General features: G+C 30.9%; 18 protein-coding genes. All 18 read left to right on the top strand.

The window, feature by feature from the left end; all coding sequences use genetic code 11:
- Positions 1 to 678 precede the first annotated feature (678 nt).
- The 18 genes from IIF7_RS19280 to IIF7_RS19195 all read left to right on the top strand — a co-directional run bounded on the left by IIF7_RS19280 (position 679) and on the right by IIF7_RS19195 (position 19,923).
- The gene (locus IIF7_RS19280) at positions 679 to 1,494 is read left to right on the top strand and encodes an acyltransferase (protein ID WP_084843323.1); all 816 of its coding nucleotides are present in this window, start codon (positions 679 to 681) and stop codon (positions 1,492 to 1,494) included.
- A 4-nt stretch (positions 1,495 to 1,498) separates the two neighbouring features.
- A complete protein-coding gene (locus tag IIF7_RS19275) occupies positions 1,499 to 2,725 on the top strand; it encodes a DUF2264 domain-containing protein (protein WP_176219012.1) in 1,227 nt (408 codons plus the stop codon).
- Complete coding sequence (locus tag IIF7_RS19270) at positions 2,722 to 3,630, top strand: glycosyltransferase family 2 protein (protein WP_084843321.1); 909 nt, start codon at positions 2,722 to 2,724, stop codon at positions 3,628 to 3,630. The genes IIF7_RS19275 and IIF7_RS19270 overlap by 4 nt, the downstream gene beginning before the upstream one ends.
- Positions 3,623 to 4,885 carry a hypothetical protein gene (locus IIF7_RS19265; RefSeq protein WP_084843320.1) on the top strand — a complete coding sequence of 421 codons (1,263 nt, stop codon included), beginning with the start codon at positions 3,623 to 3,625 and terminating at the stop codon, positions 4,883 to 4,885. The genes IIF7_RS19270 and IIF7_RS19265 overlap by 8 nt, the downstream gene beginning before the upstream one ends.
- Before the next feature lie 7 nt (positions 4,886 to 4,892).
- Positions 4,893 to 6,104, top strand: coding sequence for a glycosyltransferase family 4 protein (locus IIF7_RS19260; RefSeq protein ID WP_084843319.1), 1,212 nt, complete (start codon positions 4,893 to 4,895; stop codon positions 6,102 to 6,104).
- A gap of 5 nt (positions 6,105 to 6,109) precedes the next feature.
- Positions 6,110 to 6,724: an acyltransferase gene (locus tag IIF7_RS19255; protein ID WP_084843318.1), complete on the top strand. Its 615-nt coding sequence runs from the start codon at positions 6,110 to 6,112 to the stop codon at positions 6,722 to 6,724.
- On the top strand, positions 6,725 to 7,552 hold the full coding sequence (locus IIF7_RS19250; RefSeq protein ID WP_084843317.1) for a glycosyltransferase family 2 protein: 828 nt from the start codon (positions 6,725 to 6,727) through the stop codon (positions 7,550 to 7,552).
- Positions 7,540 to 8,427 (top strand): hypothetical protein, encoded by an 888-nt coding sequence (locus IIF7_RS19245; RefSeq protein WP_084843316.1) that lies wholly within the window; start codon positions 7,540 to 7,542, stop codon positions 8,425 to 8,427. The genes IIF7_RS19250 and IIF7_RS19245 overlap by 13 nt, the downstream gene beginning before the upstream one ends.
- A gap of 387 nt (positions 8,428 to 8,814) precedes the next feature.
- The gene (locus IIF7_RS20740; protein WP_139801379.1) at positions 8,815 to 9,012 is read left to right on the top strand and encodes a hypothetical protein; all 198 of its coding nucleotides are present in this window, start codon (positions 8,815 to 8,817) and stop codon (positions 9,010 to 9,012) included.
- A gap of 1 nt (position 9,013) precedes the next feature.
- Positions 9,014 to 9,916, top strand: a complete 903-nt coding sequence (locus tag IIF7_RS19235) for a glycosyltransferase (RefSeq protein ID WP_084843315.1) — start codon at positions 9,014 to 9,016, stop codon at positions 9,914 to 9,916.
- 5 nt (positions 9,917 to 9,921) lie between these two features.
- Complete coding sequence (locus IIF7_RS19230) at positions 9,922 to 11,040, top strand: glycosyltransferase family 4 protein (RefSeq protein WP_217806695.1); 1,119 nt, start codon at positions 9,922 to 9,924, stop codon at positions 11,038 to 11,040.
- A complete protein-coding gene (locus IIF7_RS19225) occupies positions 11,037 to 12,212 on the top strand; it encodes a polysaccharide pyruvyl transferase family protein (protein ID WP_084843314.1) in 1,176 nt (391 codons plus the stop codon). The genes IIF7_RS19230 and IIF7_RS19225 overlap by 4 nt, the downstream gene beginning before the upstream one ends.
- A 19-nt stretch (positions 12,213 to 12,231) precedes the next feature.
- Positions 12,232 to 13,242, top strand: a complete 1,011-nt coding sequence (locus IIF7_RS19220; protein WP_084843313.1) for a UDP-N-acetylmuramate dehydrogenase — start codon at positions 12,232 to 12,234, stop codon at positions 13,240 to 13,242.
- A 12-nt stretch (positions 13,243 to 13,254) separates the two neighbouring features.
- Positions 13,255 to 14,499 (top strand): glycosyltransferase family 4 protein, encoded by a 1,245-nt coding sequence (locus tag IIF7_RS19215; RefSeq protein WP_084843312.1) that lies wholly within the window; start codon positions 13,255 to 13,257, stop codon positions 14,497 to 14,499.
- 28 nt (positions 14,500 to 14,527) lie between these two features.
- Positions 14,528 to 15,265, top strand: a complete 738-nt coding sequence (locus IIF7_RS19210; protein ID WP_084843311.1) for a WecB/TagA/CpsF family glycosyltransferase — start codon at positions 14,528 to 14,530, stop codon at positions 15,263 to 15,265.
- 66 nt (positions 15,266 to 15,331) lie between these two features.
- Entirely contained in the window at positions 15,332 to 16,675 is a 1,344-nt protein-coding gene (locus IIF7_RS19205; protein ID WP_084843310.1) for an undecaprenyl-phosphate glucose phosphotransferase, read from the top strand.
- Between the two features lie 70 nt (positions 16,676 to 16,745).
- Positions 16,746 to 17,531, top strand: coding sequence for a polysaccharide biosynthesis/export family protein (locus IIF7_RS19200; protein ID WP_084843309.1), 786 nt, complete (start codon positions 16,746 to 16,748; stop codon positions 17,529 to 17,531).
- 7 nt (positions 17,532 to 17,538) lie between these two features.
- Complete coding sequence (locus IIF7_RS19195) at positions 17,539 to 19,923, top strand: GumC family protein (RefSeq protein ID WP_084843308.1); 2,385 nt, start codon at positions 17,539 to 17,541, stop codon at positions 19,921 to 19,923.
- The last annotated feature ends 351 nt before the right edge of the window (positions 19,924 to 20,274 follow it).

Here is a 20,274-nt window from a genome sequence, read left to right as displayed (position 1 = left end):
TATAATGCATGGTCTTATATTGATGTAAGTTTATCTTTATTTATTGAGAAATCTTACTTTAGATAGATCCAATCGGTTTTGGATAATGGACATTACATACATTCTTATGCGGAAATTTTTTATATATCTGAGGGCATTCATTGACTTTCGTGGTCCTATTTATTAAACTAGTTGCTGTCAAGTTCTATGGATGCTTAATTGGTTCAAAGAATATTTTGAAGTAGCTACTCGTCTTCATGATAAGATGTAGATTATTAATGCCGATTAGATCAGTAAGTAAATACTTTGCTCACAAAGTACCCCCAAAGGATATTAAATTAAGTATGCATGGTAAGGAGCTATAGATAATGATTTTATAAAAAGACTATGGAGAATTTCGAAATATGAAAACATGTATTTTAGCCCCCCCCTTTATCAGTGGTAGGTATGTATCGGCAACTCAGTAAGTATTTTGATTTTAATATCATAGAATAAAAAAATAATATTTAAAACAAGAAAGAAATATGAATAGTAAATGAAAATTAGAACTTAATTTAGCGGTTCAGCTTTCCTAAAAAAAAATGAAGCTTTATAAAAATGTATCAATAATTTTGGACTAATTTGAAAGATGCTACAAAATAAAAAGTACTAGGTTGTAATTCTCAAAAAATAAAAATTAAGCAATAAAAAAGCTTAGGAATGGATGTTATCTCTAAAATAATAAGTAAAGTAAAAATTCTTTTTGAAATCAAATATAAATATCTTCTAAGCGGAAGTTACGTTAGGGTAGAAAAAGGTTCTAAATTAGAAATAGAAAAAAATGTTACTCTAAAAAATGTGAAAATTTATTTACAAGATAATTCTGAAATTAGAATTAAAAAAAATAGTAGTATACTAAATTCAAAAATACATATCTACAATAGTGGTAAACTTTTTATTAATAGTGATGTCAAGATAAATATGGTGAATGGATTTATTTCTGGCGAAGTATATGTGGGTAAAGATACATTTATAACAAACGGTAATTCTTTGGGTGTTTTTCATCTAAATGTTTCAAGTGGAAAAGTAGAGATTGAAGATCATGTGATGATCAGATGTTATAGAATATTAGTAAGGTTTGGGGGATATCTGAAAATAGGTGCTTATACAAATATTAATGAAGGATCAGAGATTAGAGCAGATGAAAAGGTTGTAATAGGAAAATACAATCAAATTTCTTTTAATTGTATGATATGGGATACAAATACACATAACATATATTCCTATGATAAAAGACGGGAACTAACTCGATCCAAATTTCCTAATTTCGGATATGAATATGAAAAACCAAAAACAAAACCAGTTTATATTGGTGATGATTGTTGGTTGGGACGCGAGGCTTCTGTTTTAAAAGGAACTGTTATAGGTGTAAAATGTGTTGTAGGATACAGAACTACAGTTGTTGGTGTAGACTATCCTGATAATACAACAATTGTTAGCGAAATAAGAAATAATACGTTTAAAAATAAAATATAAAAAAGTGAAGACCTCTGATGAAAGAAAATTATGGTTAGGAGTTTTATTGCGAATAGCAGATCCTGTATTGGTGAATTTAGCCAATGACAAGCTAACTATGAATATGCCTTATGTTAGAGAGCTCGATACCGATGGAAAAAGAGAGAAATTTGCAAGATTAGAAGCATTTGGTAGAGTATTCAATGGAATTGCTCCTTGGCTAAATCTTGCAATAAATAAAGAATCTGAAGAATATTTATTACAACTAAAATATAAAGATTTAGCCTTAAAGTCTTTAGATAACATTACAAACCCTTCTACTAAAGATTATGTTGATTTTGGTTGCGGTCCTCAATGTTTAGTTGATGCAGCTTACTTGTGTCAGGGGATTCTACGTTACCAAACAATTTGTGAAGAGCTTAATGAAGAGGTTAAAGAGAATGTGGTTACAGAACTAAGGAAAACTAGAAAATATATTGTAGCTGAAAATAATTGGCTGTTATTTGCCTCAATGGTGGAGGTTACTTTGCTTAAACTTAAAAGCAAATGCGACCATAAAAGGTTAACAAGAGGAGTAATAAAATTTATGAAAAAATTTTATGTTGGAGATGCTATTTATGGAGACGGTAAAGTTTTTTCCTTAAACTATTATAACAGTTTTGTTATTCATCCAATGTTAACAGATATTCTAGTCGTTACAAATGAAAAGAAATTAACAATAAAAAAATACCTGGATATACAAGCAACAAGACAAAGAAGGTATTTAGAGATTCTAGAGAGACTAATCTCTCCTGAAGGAACTTTTCCTGTTTTAGGGAGAACTATTACTTGTAGGTTAGGAGCGTTTCATTCAATGGCTCATAGTGTACTGCGTGGTGATATTTCAGAAAATATTTCTTACGGTCAAATTCGTGCAGCTATGACCGCAGTTCTTAATAAGCAGTTTTCAGATGAACAAAGAAATTTTACAAAAGACAAGTGGCTAAAAGTGGGGTTTATTGGTGAGCAATTATCAATTGCTGAAGAATATATAAACATAGGTAGTACTTATCATACCTGTTCTTTTTTCTTACCTTTAGGACTATCTCCAACACATCAATTTTGGACAGATAAATCCCAAAAATGGACAAACTTGAGAATTTGGAATGGAGAAGAGAGTATAAAAGACAAAGCATTAATTGAGGAAAATTTAACTGAATTAATAAAGCTGAAAAACAAGCTTAAGTATAAGTTAAAATCAATGTTTATATGAGAGAGAAAGAAGCAATCCTATATACAATCATAATTCCTCATAAAAATGAGCCAGTTTTGCTGCAAAGGTGTTTAGACTCTATTCCTTTAAAGCAAGATGTTGAGGTAGTTATTGTAGATGATGATAGTGATGAAGAAATCGTGGATTTTAATAATTTTCCTGGATTGAATAGAAAAAATACAAAAGTTGTTTTTTTAAAAGGTATAGATAGTAAAGGTGCTGGAAATGCTAGAAATATTGGATTAGAAAAAGCTAAAGGAAAGTGGATCTTATTTTGTGATGCAGATGATTACTTTACTGAATTCTTTTATCTTACAGTGAAAAAGTATGAAAATAGTGATTATCATATTATTATTTTTAATATTGATATACCAAAAGGAATTAATTATCAAGGGAGTACGTATCAAAACATAATTAATAATTATGATGAAACAAAAGAAGAAAGTTTACAGGATGTGAAGTTTAAAATATGGACCCCTTGGGCAAAACTATATAATAAAGATTTTATAAATAGGATTGGGGTAAAATTTGAAAGTAGAAGAGTAGGTAATGATGCTTTTTTTGTCATAAGTGCAAATAATAATACAGACAAAATAGAAATTGATAAAACTAAAATTTATTATCACTATTATAATAACCACGGATTGTCTCATAAAAAAAAACAAAGTTTAGACTCATTTTTAGACAGAATGGAGATTGATATATGGAGAAGAAATCTATATAGACAAAAAAAGTTGTATCGCTATTTAGATGGGGCTGGGATTTATCAAGTTCTAATAGAGGTATATAAGGTTTACGGTCTTAAGGCATTCTTCAAAACATTCTATAAAAGTTTCAAATATGGAGCTAATTTTACATGTCCTATTAAGTATAAACTAAAAAAAATCTTGATGCCTAATGGGTAAAAAAAAGACCAGATTTTTAATCTCCTCAAATATACTATTACTTCTTTGGATTTCAGTTGATGCTTTCTCGTCTAAAATTTTAAATACAACTTTGGTATGGATTTTAGGATTTTTTATTTATTACGTATTTGTTAAAGGGGTAAAATACAAAAATGAAGATTTAAAGGCTTTACCTGTAAAAATATATTTGTTTTGGCTTTTAGGAACTTGTCTATATGGTATTTTACAATCACAAATTTATTGGGATTATAAAAACCTTATTTATAATTCTTTTGCTTTATTTTTGCCAATAGTTGTTTTTGTATTATCCAATATTATGATTTTACAAAAAGTAATTAGAAATTATGTTGTTTATGGCTTCCCATTCTTTTTTGTTTTTGCATTGATTGCTCCTAACAATGTATACGGTTATTATTTGGCTCCCGTAACTTTGTTCCTGTTGTTCTTCAAATCATTTTCTACAAAATACAAGCTATATATGTTGATAATGGTAATTGTGGTTTTTATGTCTACATTAGGTGCTAGAACAACAATTGTAAGTTTTATTTTTTCAATTCTATTAGTGTTCTTTTCTTATTTAAAATTATTGCATAAAAAATGGGTGTTTAATAGCGCTAGACTTTTGTTATTGATTTCACCCTTTATACTTTTTAGTTTAGCTGTTACAGGTGTTTTTAATATTTTTAAAATAGAAGAAAATACAGCAACTGAGTTAAAACAACAAACAAGAAAGAGTAATGGGGAATTAGTAGAAGAAAATTTATTAGCAGATACGCGGACACTTTTATATAAAGAAGTGTTAATATCTGCCTATAGGAATGAGTACTGGTTGTACGGAAGATCTCCTGCAAGGGGGAATGATACAGCATATTTTGTAGATGAAAGTTTAGAAGAAGGTAGGAATGAAAGAAATAGAAATGAAATAGGGGTTGCTAATATATTTACCTGGACTGGTTTAATTGGGGTAATTTTATATTTTATCATTTTTTGGAAAGCGAGTTTTTTGGCCATTAATAAATCTAACAACGATATTGTAAAAATTATTGGTATATATGTGTGTTATCGTTGGTTCAATTCTTGGATTGCAGAAATTAATATGTTTGACTTAATAAATCTAACTATTTGGATGGCTGTAGCTATTTGCTTTTCACCAAGTTTCAGAAGAATGACTAATAACGAAGTTAAGATATGGGTAAAAGGAATTACAGAAAAAAAATACAATTTTTATTTTTTACAAGAAAAAACTAATAAATAATAAAGTTATGAAAATTCTATGGGTTTCTAATGTTTTGTTCCCTGAAGTATGTAATGAAATGGGTATAGAACCTCCTGTGGTAGGAGGTTGGATGTATTCTGGAGCTCTAGCTTTATTAAATGAATCTTCTGATTTAGAAATGGGAGTGATTTCAATGTATAAAGGAAAAGATTTAAAGGTTATCAACAAAGAAAGAATTACTTATTTTTTGGTACCTAAAATTAAGGGTGGCAACACTAATTATTTTTATCAGATTCAAGAAATGTATAGTCCTGATGTTACACACATTCATGGGAGCGAGTATGCTCACTCATTGGAATATATTAAATCATGTGGAGTTGAAAACACAGTATTGTCAATACAAGGATTAGTTAGTGTATATTCAAGATATTATTTTGGTGGAATAAAATTTATAACACCTACTATAAGAGATTTAGTTAGGAGAGATACTTTGAGAAAACAAAAAAAGGATATGGAGAATAGAGGTTTGTTGGAAATAGAATTATTAAAAAATATTAAGAACTTTATAGGTCGTACCTCTTGGGATAAAAATCACGTATGGTTAAATAATCCATCAGCAAATTATTTTTTTTGTAATGAAACATTAAGAAAAGGATTTTATAATCATAAGTGGTCATTTGCATCTTGTGAGGTGAATAGTATATTTTTAAGTCAAGCCCATTATCCTATTAAAGGTTTGCATCAAGTTATCAAAGCATTGTCAATAGTAGTAAAGCATTTTCCTAAGACAAGAGTTTATGTTGCTGGAAATGATTTTGTTTCAGTAGCTAAGTATAGAAGAAACGGTTATAGCTCATATATTAATAAGCTTTTGAGAGAGTATAACGTCAGGGAGAATTTTGTTTTTTTAGGAGTGCTAAAAGAAGAACAAATGATAAGTCAATTTTTAAAGGCAAATGTCTTTGTTTGTTCTTCTGCTATAGAAAATAGTCCAAATTCTGTAGGTGAAGCACAATTATTAGGAACACCCTGTATAGCTTCCTATGTAGGTGGGACAATGGATATGATTAAACATAATAAAACAGGTTTATTATATAGGTATGAAGAATATGGTATGCTTGCTGAGCAAATATGTAAATTGTTTTCAGAGGAAGAGTTGTGTGATATAATTTCCAAAGAAGCTAGAAAAGAAGCTAGATTAAGACATAATCCAGTTTTTAATGCAAAGAGGTTGCTAGAAATATATAAGAATGTTTAAAGCTTATGAATTTAATATTTTTTTTCGCCTATAAATCATTTTTGAAGACCTTGTCTTATATTAGAAGATTTTTAGATACTTGTTTTGTTTTTTTAGTATTTAAGGGTAATAATGTAATATTTAAAAATATTAAATCAACAGGTGTTCCATATGTAATGGTTGCTAAAGGAGGAAAGTTAATTATTGGTGAAAAATTTGCTATGAATAATGGTATAAGTGGAAATCCAATTGGATATTATGATAAGTGTACTTTTTTTGTTAATAATGGAGCTAAATTAATTATTGGTAATAACGTGGGGATATCACAAACTGCACTTATTTGCCACGCTGGTATTACCATTGGCAATAATGTAAAGCTCGGAGGCGGGGTTAAGGTTTATGATACAGATTTTCATTCACTTGATGCTAAAATACGAGCTAGTAAAAAAGATTCCTTAAATAAGATGAAGGCGCCAATTTTTATTAAAGACAATGCATTTGTGGGAGCTGGATCAATTGTACTTAAAGGGGTGACCATTGGTGAAAATTCAATTATCGGAGCTGGTTCTTTAGTGTCTAAGAATGTGCCCGATAATGAAATATGGGGCGGAAATCCTGCGAAATTTATTAAAAGTATTTGAATGAGGACCATAGCAGCTTTACTTACCGTATTTAATAGAAAAGAAAAAACTTTGGAATGCTTACAAAGGCTATATGAACAGAAGATTCCTGATGATTATAGCATGGAAGTCTTTATGGTCGATGATGGCTGTACGGACGGTACCCCTGAGGCTGTTTCCAAGGATTTTCCAAGAGTACATATCATTAAGGAATCTGGTGATTTATTTTGGAATAGGGGCATGTATAGAGCATGGAAGGCAGCTTTAAGTAAAAAACAGTATGATTTTTACTTATGGTTGAATGATGATACTTTTCTCTTCGATGGGGCTATTAATACCATAATTATGGACTCGGATATAAAAAGCCATAAGAGTATTATTTGCGGAACAACACAATCTCTAAATGGAGAGAAGCTCAGCTATGGAGGAAAAGTGATGGGTGGCGAACTAATTACTCCAGAAAGTGAGTTGCAGGAATGTAATTATATGAATGGGAATTTTGTGTTAATCCCTAAGTTTGTTTATGAAAAAGTAGGGCTTATTGATCCATTTTTTAGACATAGTTTAGGGGATTTAGATTATAGCTTAAGAGCTGCTAAAAAAGGAATAAAAACCTTTGTTGCAACGAAAATCATTGGAGCATGTGAAAATCATGAAACTTTACCAAAATGGTGTTTGGCTGAAACTCCCTTATTTAAAAGATATCGGGCTCTATATTCTCCATTAGGTAATAGTCATCCATATTATTATTTTATCTATGAGTTAAGACATTTTGGTTTATTCGTGGCAACAAAACATTTTTTTACAATTCATTTAAGAGCAACATTTCCGAGGTTATGGAAGATCTAAAAACTGTATTTCAGACAGATTCATGTGAAGTTAATCGATATTATAAGAATAATCCAAATTATCTTATTCAGTATTCAAAGAAGAATAATGTTAGTGTATGTAAAAAACCTGCGAGGGATAAACCTTTGTGTGCTATATATTTTAGTAGTCATGATATTTACTTTCCTAACACTCCGCAGGCTTTTGAAAATCAACTTGTTGGTAAAAACCGTTTTGAGTGGTATGGAACGCGAATTGATAAGGCCGAAAAGCATATTTTTTTAAGAGATATCAAGAAGCAGTGGTACTTAACAGGTATTAATGAAAAATTGGATTCAATTGAAAAGGTTTTTACTATGCTCCAAGATGAAACAGATGGCTACGAAATTATAACGGTTGGTAGTTCCGCGGGGGGGTATGCTTCCGTGTTATTTGGTCAGTTATTAAAAGCTAATTATATGTTAACTTTTAATGGGCAATTTCAATTAAATGATTTGTTAAATAATTCCAATGAGCTAGTTGATCCTATTTTGTTTAGAGAAAATGACAATGAAAAAGTTAATCGTTATTATTCTATTGCCAAGTATATAAGATCACCCGAAAAAGTTTATTATTTTTATTCTAATAAAAGTGATTGGGATGTTGCTCAATATGATCATGTAAAAATGATGAATATAAATTTTGTTAGTTTTAATACTTCTCATCATGGAATTCCTTTTGTTAAAAGTAGTCTTAAAACTGTTATTAATTTAGACCGAGAGGTTTTAAGTAGTTTGGCATCTAAAACTTTTCACCCTATACTTTTTTCAATTAAAATGGATAACCTTATGAAGGTAGCAAAAGTGTTGTATGCTCAAGTATTAAAGAGAATTAAAAGAAAATATTTATCTAAATGATCGTATTTTGAATTTTATAGAATGTAAGAGGTGTATAAAGCTTAATTTGGCTCGCATTACTCATAAGACGGGTTGGATATCTCTGTTGAAGTTTATTATGTTTAGCTATTCATTTAAAATAACATTTTGGTTTAGGATTGGTTCTTATTTAAAGGAGAACAAGAATGTCTTTACTAAAATTTTGTATCCTATGGTATACTTAATTTATAAGCATAATCAATACTTAACAGGTATACAATTGCCTTTAGGAACTAGTGTTGGGCCCGGATTATCGTTTTCCCATTTTTCATGTATTGTTATAAATGCTAATAGTAAAATAGGAAGTAATGTGACTATATTTCAGGGTGTTACTATTGGAAGTAAGAGGGGGAAGGAGGAGGTGCTCCCATTATAGGAAATAATGTGGTAATCTCTTCTGGTTCGCAAATTATAGGTCCTAAAACTATAGGCGATAATGTAATAATAGGTGCAGGTTCAGTAGTTGTACATGATATTTCTGATTCCTCAGTAGTAACAGGTGTGCCTGCTAAAGTTATTTCAAATGATGGAGAAAGACATACACAGTATTATTTAAAAAATTATTAATATGAATAAGGATTTAGCTCCAATTTGTCTTTTCACCTATAACCGCTTGTCTGAAACAAGAAAAACGGTGGAAGCTCTTCAAAATAATTTTTTAGCTAAAGAGAGTGATTTAATCATATTTTCTGATGGTCCTCAAAACGAAGGATCTTTAGTTAAAATACAGGAGGTAAGGGATTATATTCAATCAATTGAAGGGTTTAATTCCGTAAAAGTATACAAGTCTTCAATCAATAAAGGTTTAGGAGACTCTATTATAGCTGGAGTTACTAAAGTTGTTAATGAGTTTGGCTCCGCAATAGTTTTAGAAGATGATTTAATTACTACTCCTAATTTTCTAGACTATATGAATCAGGCTCTTGATTTTTACCATAAGAATTCTAAAATTATTTCAATTTGTGGATATGGATTAAAAATTAAAAGACCTAAAAATTATAATTCTGATTTTTACTTATATGGTAGATCATCTTCTTGGGGTTGGGGTACTTGGAAAGAAGAATGGAATTCAGTTGATTGGCAAGTAAAAGATTGGAAGGAATTCAGCTCGAACAAAGAAGCTATAAAAGCATTTAATTATAATGGTAGTGATATGTTTAAAATGTTAAAAAGTGTAACTGAAGGTAATGGATCTTCCTGGGCTATTCGTTTTGGTTATTCTCAATTTAAGCAAAATAAATACTCGCTTATGCCTTTTGAATCTTTCGTTAAGAATAATGGTTTCGGAGTTGGAGGAACTAATACGAAGTTTAAGTTTTCACGATTCAAGACCCGAATGAATTCTGGTCAAAATCGAAATTTTATTTTCGACGATGATATACAAGTGAATAGAAAAATAGAAAAAGAATGCTATAAATACCATAGTTTCTTAATTCGAATATATTCAAGAATAAGATATATAACTGGCTAATTGTGATGAACGAAATAAAAGAAAAGGCAAAAGTTTTATTTGTTATGCAAATGCCGCCACCAGTGCACGGAGCTTCAATAATGGGAAAATACATTCGTGATAGTGAGTTGATTAATTCAAGTTTTGAATGCCATTATATAAATCCTTCAATGGCTAAAGATGTAGGAGATTTAGCAAAAATATCATTTAGGAAAATATTACTATTTCCTAAATTGTTATACAATATTACAAAAGTAATAAAGAGAACTAAGCCCGATTTATGCTATTTCACTCCAGCATCTGGAAAGAAAGGATTTTATAAATCTTTTTTAATCGTTACGTGGTTAAAGATACTTAATCAAAAAATTGTCCTGCATTTTCATAATAAAGGAATATCTAGACGGAAAAGCGATTTATTAGATAGTTTTTTATTTAAATCTTTTTTTAAGGACGTTAAACTTATTATTTTGTCAAGTTATCTTTACCCTGAATTCGAAGAATATGTAGATTTTGATAATGTTTCTATATGCGCTAATGGTATTCCTTCTAGTGTTTCAGAAAGAAAATGGATTGAGAAAAAGGATAAATTCAACATGCTTTTTTTATCCAATATGATAGCAGAAAAAGGGGTATGGTTACTGTTAGAATCTTGCAAGCTCTTAAAAGATGAAGGTTATATTTTTGAATGTAATTTTGTAGGTAAATGGTCTATGATTCAAGAAAAAGATTTTAATGAGAAAGTAGAGGTTTACGGATTAGGAGGGTTCGTAAGGGCGCACGGAGCAAAATATGGAAATGATAAAAGGGAGTATTTTGAAAAAGCAGACATTTTTATATTTCCTACTTTTTACGAAAATGAAACTTTTGGATTAGTTTTATTAGAAGCAATGGAGTATGGGATTCCATGTATTAGTACTTATGAAGGAGGTATACCCGATGTGGTTGAAAATGGAAAGACAGGAATTTTGATAAAAGAAAAAAACGCTAATATGTTAGCTAGTGAAATTTCGCATCTCATGAATAATGAAGACTTGAGATTAGAATTGGGAAAGAATGGTAGAAAGGCATTTAAAGAGAAGTTTACTTTGAAAAAGTTTGAAAAAAGGATGGTAAATACATTAAGAACTTATATTGAGGAGAAATGAAGAAGATAGGAATAGTAACAATATCTAGAACTAATAATTATGGTGCTGAGTTACAGGCCTATGCGCTTCAAAGAAAATTAAGAGATTTGGGGTATGATGCAGAACTTATAGATTATTTATATTATAAACATAAAAATCATAAACCAACGAATTTGTCCCAACCAGTGTTGAAACTGGATACAAAAAGTAAACTTAAAAACTTTTTAATGTACAGGGTGGTTTCGCCTTTAATCGAAGGAAGTTCTGTGTTTTCTGCTGCTATTAAAAACAGGAAAAAAAATTTTTATAGATTTCATGCAAATGGCAATACTAGTTATTCTAAAGATCAATACAGAAGTTATGAGGAACTTTATAAAGCGAGATTAGAATATGATATTTACATGGTGGGTAGTGACCAGGTTTGGAATCCTGGAACTGGAACATCATTATCTCCATATTTTCTCGATTTCGCTCCTAAGGATAAACTAAAGGTGACTTATGCTTCCAGTTTTGGCGTTTCACAAATCCCTGAGAGTTTACATGCTAAATATCGCGATTTTTTTAATAATCTTGATGTGATAGGCGTGCGAGAAAAGCAAGGGGTTGCTCTAGTTGAGCAGTTATCTGGGAAACGAGCACAGCAGGTTTTAGACCCTACTTTATTGCTTTCTAAAGATGATTGGAGTCGGGTTATTAATGAGGATAACAGCGATAGTTTCCCAAAAGGAGATTATGTTCTTATATATAAGCTACATGAATCGGATGAATTAGTGAAAAAAGCTTATGAGTTAAAGCAAAAGTTTAATTGTGAAATATATAATATTTGTAAAAGAGCTTACGCAAATAAAAAAATAGAAGGCATATACAATATTGAGGATGGAGGGCCGTCTGAATTTATAGCCTTATTTCAAAACGCTAAATTTGTTTTAACAACTTCTTTTCATGGGACTGCTTTTTCTGTTAATTTTAATATTCCATTTTTTGCAGTTTTGAGACCAAATAAAGCAAATAATTCCAGGATTACTGATTTTTTGGAAATGCTTAATTTATCCGATCGTATTATCTGGGAAGGTAAGGATGTATCATTGGGAAATTTGAATACCGATATAAATTTTACTCTGGCAAATAAGAATCTTGGTGTGCAAAAGCAGAATTCATTAAAATATTTGAAAGAAACTCTATATAAAGGATAATTAATTTTAATTTATTTTTATGGCTATTGTAAATGTTCCTGAATTAAAAGGTTTTCTTCTGAAAGCGAATATAAATTATGAAGAAGATGTGGAGTTAAGTAAAATCACCTATTTAAGAACAGGTGGAACTGCTGATTACATAATTTTCCCTCGAACAAATGAAGAGGTTTGTGAAGCTATAAAAATTTTAAATAGCTTGTCAGTGAAATTCAAGATTATTGGCGCTACATCTAACTTACTTTTTTTAGATGATAAAGTATATTCTTGTTTATTAAGTACAGAAAGACTGAAAGGAATGTTTCTCAATAAAGATACTGCTTTAATTGAAGCCGCATCTGGAGATATGCTTCCTGAATTATCTAGATTTGCATTACTTCATTCATCAAAAGGGTTTGAAGGTCTCGAAGGTATTCCCGGAACTGTTGGAGGAGCTGTTTTTATGAATGCTGGTGCATACGGTTACGAGATAAAGAATGTTCTGGAATTTATTGAAATGGTTGATTTTGAAGGTAACCTGAAAAAAATTGATAAAGTTGATTTAAAATTAGGAAAACGAATTTCATCTTTACGAAAAGGGGATCTTAAAGGGGTTATTGTTAAGTGTTATTTTAAGTATCAAAAAGGAAATACTACAGCTATAGCATACAGAATGGAAAATTATCATGCTAAGAGGCATAAATATCAAGATTTTTTATATCCTAGTTTGGGAAGTATATTTTCTGGTCAGATTTATAAGGCACTTGGGGAAAAGGATAGATATTTTAAGGTGGTTTCAGCCTTTTTTTATTTATTTCGATATAAATGGAAAATTTTTCATAAAGAATCTCCTCTGAATAGAAAATGGATTAATGATCTGGCAGTAAAGAGGTTTAAATTGAATTATGATTTACAGCCATTTTCAGATAAAACTATCAATTGTTTAGTGAATAGGGGGCAGGGTACTGATGAGATGGTTAATTATATAAGAAAGATAGAAGAGCTTACCGATGGTAAAATACCTGTTGAAAATGAAATTGTAGAAGAATTTTAAAAGAACTATTTAATGCTTAAAATTCTTATTAGTGCTTATGCTTGTTCTCCTCATACAGGAAGTGAACCAGGGATGGGTTGGAATTGGTGTTCTAGCATTGCAAGATATTGTGAAGTTCATATAATTACTGAAGGAGAGTTTAGGGAGTATATAGAAGAAGCTCAAAAAACTTTACCGCATGCCTCTAATATGCATTTTTATTATAATCCCGTTTCAGAGAACATTCGAAATATGTGCTGGAATCAAGGAGACTGGCGATTTTATGGTCATTATAAAAAATGGCAATATAAAACTTATGAATTAGCAGTTGACATTGTAAAAAAGCAAAATATAGATATTCTCCATCAACTCAATATGATTGGTTTTCGGGAACCCGGGTATTTATGGAAAATAAAACATATTCCTCTAGTTTGGGGTCCCATAGGTGGTTTAAAGCAATTTCCGGTGAAATATTTGAAAGGAGCAGGGGTTAAATATCAAATTTTTAACCGACTTAAGAACTTTCTGAATATATATCAGCTTAGGTGTGATGCTAGGGTTAATAAAACTTTAGAAAGAGCAGATGTACTTATAAGTTCAATACCAGATTCTTATGAAGCATTAAAGAAATATAAGAATAAAGATTCTGTAATTATTCCTGAAACTGGAAGTTTTTCTTCCAATATCAATGTTTCTTCAGAAAAATTTTTTACAAAACAATTAGATCTTTTATGGGTAGGTAAATTCGATTTTCGTAAACAATTACCTTTAGCTTTAAAAAGTATAGCTCAAACAAGTAATCCAAATATCATTTTGCATGTTTTTGGCGGTGGTTCTAAGGAACAGGAGTATAAGGCAAAGCAAATGGTGGCGACATTGGGAATTAAAAAACAAGTTGTTTTTTATGGAATTCAGCCTAATGATGTGGTGTTGACCAAAATGAGACAAATGCAACTTTTTTTCTTTACTAGCATCAACGAAGATACTTCTACGGTAGTTTTAGAAGCAATCTCTAACCAATTGCCGGTTCTTTGTTTCGATGCTTGTGGATTTGGAGCTGTAGTTGATGATAAGATAGGCGTTAAAATAAGTCTCTCTTCTCCGGAAGAATCTGTCGTTGAATTCGCTTCTCGTTTAAATTATTTGTTTAAAAATAGAAGCCTGTTAAAAGAAATGTCAAATAACTGTATCGAACGTCAGCTAGAATTATCTTGGGACAATAAAGCAAAAAAAGTTGTAGCCTTATATAAAAGGGCTTTATTAGAAATTAATGCCTAGGTTGGTTTTTTAAAGGAACTATTTTTTAATGAAAAAAAGACTTGTTAGTATCGATATCTCTATAAAACCTTACCAGGAATTTATAGAGGACTTAATTCGCTATGCGATAAACAAAAAATCTACATATACTTGTGTGGCTAATGTGCATATGTTGGTAGAGGCTTATGATGATAAAGATTTTGCAGCTGTAGTTAATAATGCCGATATGGTTACACCAGATGGTATGCCATTGGCTAAAGGTTTAAAATACCTTTATGGAATAGATCAGGATCGTGTGGCAGGAATGGATTTGCTGCCAAATTTGCTAAAGGAAGCTGAAGATAAAAAAGTAAAAGTTGTATTTTATGGCGGGACAAAGTTAACGCTGGATAAAACCAAAGAATTTTGTGATGTAAATTATCCCAATTTGGACATTGTTGGGTTAATAAGTCCGCCCTTTAGAGCTTTAAGCGAAGAGGAAGAAGAGGGGTATGCGCAATTAATTAATGAAAGCGAAGCGGGTTTTGTTTTTGTGTCCTTAGGTTGTCCTAAACAGGAAAAATGGATGGCCAATATGAAGAGGAAAATTAACGCATGTATGATTGGTATTGGTGGTGCACTTCCGGTAATGGTTGGCTTGCAAAATCGGGCCCCGGTATGGATGCAGAAAACTTCTACAGAATGGTTGTATAGGCTATTTCAGGAACCAAACCGTCTATTTAAACGTTATGCTTATACCAATACTTTATTTATTTATTTAATGTTAAAGGAAAAATTAAAAAGATAGTGTTAAATAAATTACCATTAAACTCATATTTATTAAGTAGTTTAGCACTTTAGTTATATAAAAAACATGAAAAGGTCTTCTTTAGTCATACCTGTTTCAATTATTGTTCACCTTATTATTATCAACTTTACGTTGTTTACATTAAGCTTTGAAACATATAGCAATGTTGCGGCTATTGTATACTATAATCTTAGTTGGTTACTCATTACTTTTGCTATAGATTTCTATCCTACAAAGAGAAATGAGCGTTTTTTTACTAATTTTGATAAGGTACTGAGCCTGTTCCTTATATTCTCTCTGGCTTATTTTACTAATTTTAGTTTTAGAAATCTTTCGATATCATCCGTATATCAGATTAAAGTGTTATTAGTTATTTTTTCCACTATTATTATCTATCGCTATATCTTTTATTATTTGAGAGATATTTATAGAGTTGAAGGAGGGAATTTCGTTAGTGTTGTAGTTATTGGTAGAGACAGGAAATTGAAAAAAATTCGTCAGATTTTTGATCAGCCTGAATTAGGGTATAGGTATAGAGGCTATTTTGATGATCATCCTTCAAAAAGTATTACTTATTTAGGGAAAATAGATCATGCTTTTAATTTTATTCGAAATCATAAGGTAGATGAGGTTTATTGCATGGTGTCTCGTTTATCTTCAGATCAGATGAATGAGCTTATTGCGTTTTGTGATAATAATCTGATCAAAATTAAAATGGTTCCGGATAATAAAGAAATTTATACCCGAGCAATGGATGTTGAGCTTTTTGGAAATGTTCCAATTCTTAATCTAAGAAAATTACCTTTAGATACTGATGTAGCACGTTATACAAAGCGTAGTTTCGATATTGTATTCTCTTCTTTGGTTGTTATATTTTTATTATCATGGTTAGTACCAATTATTGGGCTTTTAATAAAGTTAGAGTCGCGCGGACCTGTTTTCTTTAAACAAAAAAGACATGGTGTAAATAAGCAATCTTTTTTCTGTTATAAGTTTCGCTCTATGGCGGTAAATAAAGATGCTGATACTAAAATGATGACCAAAAATGATGTGCGTCTTACTAAGATTGGGAAGTTTATTCGGAAAACAAGTATAGATGAATTGCCTCAATTTATTAATGTGCTGTTGGGAGATATGAGTGTTGTTGGACCAAGGCCGCATATGGAGGCTCATACAAAAGAGTATGAAAGTTCGGTAGATAAATATTTGGTGAGACATTTTGCGAAGCCCGGTATCACAGGCTTAGCTCAGATAAAAGGATATCGCGGAGAAGTAGTGGTAAAATCAGATATTATAAATCGAACTCGATTGGATATTTTTTATGTAGAAAAGTGGTCTTTATTGCTCGATGTTAAAATTATAATGAAAACAGTATTAAATGCTGTATCCGGCGAGGAAAAAGCTTATTGATTTGTTATAATTTTTATGTTTAATTTTTTTGATAATTTTAAAAAACTATTTTAGCCTTAAATCTATGGTGATGTCAAAACCCAAATTTATTTTTAGCCTTTTCTTATTAGCTTTGCTTTCATCTTGTGTGTCTAGGGAAGAGATGGTTTATTTTCATAACTTAGAACAGTTTGAGGGAATGGAGAATGTTTCTAATTTCGATAATTTGGAGATAAAACCAAATGATCAGCTTATTATTACAGTATCGGCTAAGGAAGCGGAGGCTGCGGTGCCTTTTAACCTACCTTTTGTTGGCAGAAGTTTAGGATCTCAAAATGGTTTACAAGTAGGAGGGACTCCATCATTTCAAAACTATCTCGTTAATGCGGAGGGAGAAATTCAGTTTCCGGTTTTAGGAACTATTAGGGTTGCAGGAATGAATAGGAAAGAGCTCTCTCAACATTTTGAAAACTTAATTTCAGATTACGTTAAAGATCCTATTGTTAATGTAAAGATATCTAATTTTCAGGTTACTGTATTAGGTGAAGTAAGACAGCCTGGAACTTTTCCTATTCAAGATGAATATCTCAGCTTGCCAAAAGCTTTAGGTTTGGCCGGAGATCTAACGGTTTATGGGAAAAGAAAGAATATTTTAATAGTGAGGGAAACAGAAAATGGAGAAAAGAGACATGCCTATCTAGATTTGACAGATGCCAATATAGTCAATTCTCCTTTTTACTATCTTCAGCAGAATGATATTGTATATGTAGAGCCTAATGGACCGCAGATACAATCATCTAGTTATAATCGTAATGCCTCAGTTTATATCTCGATTGCTTCTGTTCTAGTTTCAGTAGCTATTTTGTTAACCCGATAATTCATTTATGAGCGAGTATCAAAATTTTCAGGAAGAAGAAATTAACCTAAGGGAGGAAATTCAAAAATATTTAAAATATTGGCCGTGGATTTTAGCCTCTGTGATTACTGCTTTAATTATTGCAACGGTATTTTTAAAATTGTCAAGTCCTGTTTATCGAAGTAGTGCAACTATTATTATTAAAGATGAAGATACTAAATCACCAGGATCGGGTATGTCTTCTTTTGCTGATTTAGGGTTTATAGATGGATTGCAAACAAGTAGCATTGAAAATGAAATTGGGTTATTAGAGTCTAAACGAATGATGACGAAGACAATAAAGTCATTAGATCTAAATATCCGATATTATGCGAAAAGTTTGTTTGTAACTCGGGAAATATATAACAATGTTCCTTTTAAAATAAGTATATTGCAATTAAACGCGTCTAAGCTATCTCAATTTGCCGGAGACGGATTGAATAGTTTTACAGTTTCATTTGAGAACGATTATGTGGTTCTTAGTAATATGGAGACCGGGGAAAAAATAAAATCTAAATTTGGTGATCCTCTTAATATTGATTTTGCAGATATCGTTGTGCGGAAGAATGAAAATTTTGATATTGTTGAGGAGGATGAAGCCGAATATAGTTTTAATATATCTCCTCTTTCCTCAGTAGTTTCATATTATAACGCTCGTTTGGAAGTATCATTGGTAAATGATAATTCAACGTTGATTGAACTCAGTTTACAGGATGAGATACCTGGGAAATCCGAGGATGTTTTAGATCAATTAATTTCAGAATATAATAAAGAAGCTATAATTGATAAAAATCTTGTAGCTACGAATACCGCAGAGTTTATAGATGAACGTTTGAAAATAATAAATTTTGAATTGGATTCTGTAGAAATAGATAAAGAGGTGTTTAAGGAAAATCGTGAGCTGACAGATATTCGGGCGGAATCAGAGATTTTTCTTCAGAATGCAAGCGAGTATAAAAAGAAACGTCAGGAAGTAATAACTCAAGTACAGTTGGCTTCTGCAATGTTGGATTATTTGAGAGAGGGAAGTAATTCTGATCTCTTACCAGCAAATTTAGGCTTGGAAGGAGAAGGAGTAAATCAACAAGTTTCAGAATACAACCAATTGGTTTTAGAACGGAATCGTATACTTGAAGCTTCAACCACAAAAAACCCTGTAATCGTAAGATTGGATCAACAAATCGATCAAATGCGTTCAGTGGTTAAAAAAAGTTTACAAAGACTTAAATCGAACTTGGATATTACAATGAATGAGCTTGGTAATGAAGCAAAATTAATTCAATCAAGGATATCAGAGGTTCCTTCTATGGAGCGCCAATATAGAGGGATCGATAGGCAGCAACAAATAAAGGAAGCTTTATATTTATTTTTACTGCAGAAAAGAGAAGAGAATTCCCTGTCTCTAGCTGTGACCGCCCCTAAAGCGAAAATTGTAGACAATGCTTATACTTCTGGTCAGATAGCACCAAAGCCAAGAATGATACTTTTGGGAGGACTAATTTTTGGATTATTAGTGCCATTTATTATTATTTATGGTAAAAACCTTCTAAATAATAAGGTTAAGAGTAGGGATGATTTAGAAAAAAGGGCTAAGCAGATTGCAATAGCAGGAGAAATCCCAAGAATTGATAAGAAGGATAGCCATTTAATTACTGAAGCTGATCGTTCGGTTTTAGCAGAATCCTTTAGAATTGCAATAACTAATATGCAATATTTACTGATTAATAAGACCGATAAGCAAAAAGGAATTAAGATGTTGGTGACTTCAACTGTGAAAGGTGAAGGGAAAACATTTACCTCCATAAACCTGGCCCTAACATTAGCGAATATGGGAAAAAAAGTAATCGTGGTTGGTGCAGATTTACGTAATCCACAATTACAACGCTATGATGTCGGGTCTAGAAAACAATTAGGGGTTAGTGATTATTTGATTAATGAAGATTTAAAATTAGAAGAACTTATAGAGCAGACAAAGTATAATAACAATTTAGATTTCTTAACTTCAGGTAGTATTCCGCCCAATCCTTCGGAATTGTTAAGGCATCGTCGTCTTGGCGAAATGCTTAGTATGTTAGAAGAAACCTATGATTATATTATATTGGATACTGCGCCATGTATGCTTGTGGCTGATACCTTTCTTATTAGCCAGTATGCAGATCTTACTTTATATGTTGTTCGGTCTTCTTATACCGAAAAGCAACTTATTCAGTTCCCTTTAGATTCAATTAAAAGTGGAAAATTGCATGATGTAAGTTTTGTTTTAAATGATGTGGATTCAGCTAATTTTGGTTACTATGGTAATAAGTATGGGTATTCTTATGGATACTCAGAAGATGAAGGTTTTATAAATAAAATAAAAAAATATTTTAATTAAAATTTTAGAAAATTGCATTCTTTCTTGTGTAGTTTTGAATTTGACTATAAAATAAAGGGGGTTAAACATAAATGTGATAATAATTTAGAGATAGCGCTAAAGAATTAAATTTAAATGTTTTAAATACAGTATATTTTTTTATCTTCGACGAAGATTTGGATGTAGTTTACAACTTAACAGATAATTATATTAACTTAAACCAATGCTTATGAAAACGAATTTTAACAATTCTTGGCGAAAAACGGTTTTTTTCGCATTTTTAATTTTATCATCAGTTACATTGTATAATTGTAGTAATGATGATGATAATCCTGGGCCTGAACCTATAGTGCAAAAAACGGTCATAGTATA

This window comes from Zunongwangia atlantica 22II14-10F7, assembly GCF_002094855.1.
Lineage (GTDB): Bacteria > Bacteroidota > Bacteroidia > Flavobacteriales > Flavobacteriaceae > Zunongwangia > Zunongwangia atlantica.
Note: the sequence above shows the minus strand (reverse complement) of the source record. Positions and strands in the feature narration are given on the sequence as shown.

What these genes read in the sequence shown, in the direction of transcription:
- IIF7_RS19215 (WP_084843312.1), top strand. Translation starts at nt 13,255, where the DNA reads ATGCTTAAAATTCTTATTAGTGCTTATGCTTGTTCTCCTCATACAGGA.
- IIF7_RS19245 (WP_084843316.1), top strand. Translation starts at nt 7,540, where the DNA reads ATGGAAGATCTAAAAACTGTATTTCAGACAGATTCATGTGAAGTTAAT.
- IIF7_RS19250 (WP_084843317.1), top strand. Translation starts at nt 6,725, where the DNA reads ATGAGGACCATAGCAGCTTTACTTACCGTATTTAATAGAAAAGAAAAA.
- IIF7_RS19200 (WP_084843309.1), top strand. Translation starts at nt 16,746, where the DNA reads ATGTCAAAACCCAAATTTATTTTTAGCCTTTTCTTATTAGCTTTGCTT.
- IIF7_RS19195 (WP_084843308.1), top strand. Translation starts at nt 17,539, where the DNA reads ATGAGCGAGTATCAAAATTTTCAGGAAGAAGAAATTAACCTAAGGGAG.
- IIF7_RS19255 (WP_084843318.1), top strand. Translation starts at nt 6,110, where the DNA reads ATGAATTTAATATTTTTTTTCGCCTATAAATCATTTTTGAAGACCTTG.
- IIF7_RS19220 (WP_084843313.1), top strand. Translation starts at nt 12,232, where the DNA reads ATGGCTATTGTAAATGTTCCTGAATTAAAAGGTTTTCTTCTGAAAGCG.
- IIF7_RS19265 (WP_084843320.1), top strand. Translation starts at nt 3,623, where the DNA reads ATGGGTAAAAAAAAGACCAGATTTTTAATCTCCTCAAATATACTATTA.
- IIF7_RS19280 (WP_084843323.1), top strand. Translation starts at nt 679, where the DNA reads ATGGATGTTATCTCTAAAATAATAAGTAAAGTAAAAATTCTTTTTGAA.
- IIF7_RS19260 (WP_084843319.1), top strand. Translation starts at nt 4,893, where the DNA reads ATGAAAATTCTATGGGTTTCTAATGTTTTGTTCCCTGAAGTATGTAAT.
- IIF7_RS19230 (WP_217806695.1), top strand. Translation starts at nt 9,922, where the DNA reads ATGAACGAAATAAAAGAAAAGGCAAAAGTTTTATTTGTTATGCAAATG.
- IIF7_RS19205 (WP_084843310.1), top strand. Translation starts at nt 15,332, where the DNA reads ATGAAAAGGTCTTCTTTAGTCATACCTGTTTCAATTATTGTTCACCTT.
- IIF7_RS19270 (WP_084843321.1), top strand. Translation starts at nt 2,722, where the DNA reads ATGAGAGAGAAAGAAGCAATCCTATATACAATCATAATTCCTCATAAA.
- IIF7_RS19225 (WP_084843314.1), top strand. Translation starts at nt 11,037, where the DNA reads ATGAAGAAGATAGGAATAGTAACAATATCTAGAACTAATAATTATGGT.
- IIF7_RS19235 (WP_084843315.1), top strand. Translation starts at nt 9,014, where the DNA reads ATGAATAAGGATTTAGCTCCAATTTGTCTTTTCACCTATAACCGCTTG.
- IIF7_RS19210 (WP_084843311.1), top strand. Translation starts at nt 14,528, where the DNA reads ATGAAAAAAAGACTTGTTAGTATCGATATCTCTATAAAACCTTACCAG.